Raw genomic sequence first — 3,154 nt, forward strand, 5'->3', positions numbered from 1 at the left:
GACAACAACGGTATCTTTTGTCAAACCTTCCCGCTTGGCTACAATCAACTCATTTTCATAGTTAATCAAAACATCCCCCTCTTGCTGTCGCAAAAACAAATCTGTCGCTTCTCTAGCATCTGTTGCTAATATCTTGACATTCTGAAAAACTTTCGTGACGAAATCTAAAGCTTCTGTCTCAGTACCTCCTGTTTGCGTGACAGCGCCCCAGAAAGCTAGGAAATTCCACCTTGCAATTCCAGATGTTTTTGGATCTGCTGTAATTACACTCACTCCCGGTTTAGCTAAATCCAACCAAGTATAAACTCGTTTGGGATTGTCCGCACGAGTAACAATTGCTCCTACCGTCTGAGTGACAATCCCATTATTCGGTACTCTTTTTTCCCAACCTGGTTTAATCAAACCTGCTTTTTGAATTTTGTTTGTATCCAGTGCTAATGCTAAATGCACTACATCTGCTGGCAATCCATTAATCACCGCTTTTGCTTGCGTGCTAGAGGCGGCAAAACTTAAACGAAATTTTACTTCTTGGTTATGTTCGCGCCGCCATTTTTCTTTGAATAAAGGTACTATTTCTGTGTAAGCTGCTTTGGTGATGGAGAACGAAACTAAACTTAGTTCGATCGGTTTGCGTTTCTGCGCGATCGATTGTATTTGCGCTACAGGAGATGAGGTTGGCAAAATATTTTCTTTACCACAGGCACGGATCGAGAGACTCAAACTGAGACTAATCGTTACTAACAGAAGGAAAATGTAATTTTTGTAACGTTGGCCAAATGGCCCTAATTTAGACCTAAGATTAGCGATCGGCACTTGAGGATATCTCATCAAAAAACTCCTTGAGATTGGTTGACTTTAAGCATGAATGCAAAACTCTTTGTAGGGTGCGGCTTTGCTCACCCTATGACTGTGCGATCTAAAAGCATTAACTGCTAGGTGTTGTCAGCTATTTGTCACTCCATAAGTAAATTTTTTTGTTAAACTACTGTTAACCGATCGGAATACCGTATATTATATTACATAGTGGTACGAACTCAGATCTTCCACCAGGTTCATCACGTTTTTTTACTGGCAATAACGAAACGTGGAACCTTTGGCTTTCCGTTCAAAAACCGGGTGTAGAGACGTTTTAATAAACATCTCTACAGCTTAACTTGTCTAGTTCATATTACTTGGGAGTTACTTACGCAGTAAGTGGCTAAAATTTACCCTTTCAAATTGCAAAAGAGAAAAATAATGTCCCTGTTAAGCCTAAAAATTTATCCTAAAATCAAGGGTTCAATTACCCGCGAAACCTTAAGCAAAATGGCTGTGAGAATTGCTTTAGTAATTATTGGTTCGACAGCCCTCAGTTATGTACATTTAATGTCAACATTAGAAAGTCAAACCAGCCGACAGCTAGAAAAATATATCGTAGAGAGGGGTCAAAGAGAAAGTAATATTTTTAGCTTAGTAGAAGATAGTCATTTTGTCTTAGAGCAAGAATTGAGGCGCAAGCTAGACGAACAGGCAAATAAAGATGTCAAAGATGAATTTGAGGTACTTTTCCAACCATCAAAAGATGGTGTAATTAGAAATAAACCAGAAGGGTTCGATCGCAGCCGTCAAGCAGGAGTTTATATAGGGAAAAACGTTCAACTCAATTCGGAAATTCGTCAGCGCGTCATGACTTTTTATAACTTAGTTATGTCTTATGGGCCAGCGTGGCGCGGTCGATTTCAAAATACCTACATTAACGCGCCTGAGAATATAGTAGTTATGTATTGGCCAGAAGTCCCTTGGGCGGAAAATGCTAAATCCGATTTATATATACCCGATGAAGAATATTTTTGGATTGCCGATCGCCAACATAATCCCTCCCGTCAGACGGTTTGCACGGGGCTTTATTACGATAAAGTTGCTAGAGATTGGATTATTTCTTGCGAGACACCTGTTGATATAGGCGATCGACAAATCGCGACTATTGGAAATGATATCATTTTGAATGAATTGCTCGATCGCACTTTAAAAGACAGCCTTCCCGGTACTTATAATCTAATCTTCAGAGAAGACGGTCTCCTAATTGCTCATCCCAAAAAGATGGATGAAATCAAAAATAAAAAAGGTAAATTTGATATAATGCAATCGGGAGACTCAGACCTAATCCGCATTTATGAATTAGTGAAAAACTTAAAGCCGGGGCAGATAGTAATTGATAATACTAAGACCCAGGAGTATCTAGCAGTTACTAAAATAAATGGCCCTAACTGGTACTTTATCACAGTTTTTCCCAAATCAATTTTAGCAGGAGTAGCATTCGATAATGCCCGATTCGTCCTAATTTTAGGTGGAATTTCCTTGCTAGTTGAAATAGGCATATTATTGTTTGTAATCAAACAACAGATCGCTACTCCTTTACATAAATTAATGGCAGCTACCGAACAGGTGGCAGTTGGAGATTTCAATATTCAACTCGATACCGCACGAGAGGATGAATTAGGGAGATTAGCGCATTCATTTAACTCAATGGCTGCGGAAGTTTATGCTCGTGAAGCGAGACTGAAACAAGCACAAGAAGCGCTCCAAAGAACTGATAAATTAAAAGATGAATTTTTAGCTAATACTTCCCACGAACTGCGGACACCCTTAAACGGCATAATTGGGATTGCCGAATCTTTGATTGAGGGAGCAACGGGTAAGCTACCACCCGCCACAATTTCTAATCTAGTTATGATTGCCAGTAGCGGTCGGAGATTGGCTAATTTAGTCAACGATATTCTGGATTTTTCTAAACTGAGGCACCAAACGATCGAACTGCAACTTAAGCCAGTGGCATTGCGAGAAATTGTAGACCTCGTAGTTACTCTCAGCCAACCTTTACTCAATCAAAAAGATTTACAATTAATCAATGATATTAGCGCAGATTTACCTTTAGTCTTGGGTGATGAAAATCGCCTTCAGCAAATCTTCCATAACCTCATCGGTAATGCGATTAAATTTACTCATAGCGGTAGTGTGAATATATCGGCTCAAGTAGTTAGTAATGCCAGCGGCGAAATTCAAGTTACTATATCCGATACAGGTATTGGCATTCCAGAAGATAAATTAGAGCGCGTCTTTGAATCTTTTGAACAAGCAGATGGTTCAACAGCGCGAATTTACGGTGGTACAGGTT

2 protein-coding genes are annotated in these 3,154 nt (G+C 39.6%); one reads left to right on the forward strand and one right to left on the reverse strand.

Annotation, left to right across the window (positions count from 1 at the left end):
* A partial coding sequence (locus H6S82_RS26250) for a sulfate ABC transporter substrate-binding protein (protein ID WP_191056953.1) occupies positions 1-828 on the reverse strand: 828 nt, incomplete at its 3' end.
* Between the two features lie 408 nt (positions 829-1,236).
* Between H6S82_RS26250 and H6S82_RS26255 the strand changes: the two genes are divergently transcribed.
* The coding region (locus H6S82_RS26255) for a histidine kinase dimerization/phospho-acceptor domain-containing protein (protein WP_242057120.1) at positions 1,237-3,154 on the forward strand (1,918 nt) is incomplete at its 3' end.

The sequence above is a fragment of the Planktothrix sp. FACHB-1355 genome (assembly GCF_014748295.1).
Classification (GTDB): domain Bacteria; phylum Cyanobacteriota; class Cyanobacteriia; order Cyanobacteriales; family Aerosakkonemataceae; genus Aerosakkonema; species Aerosakkonema funiforme_A.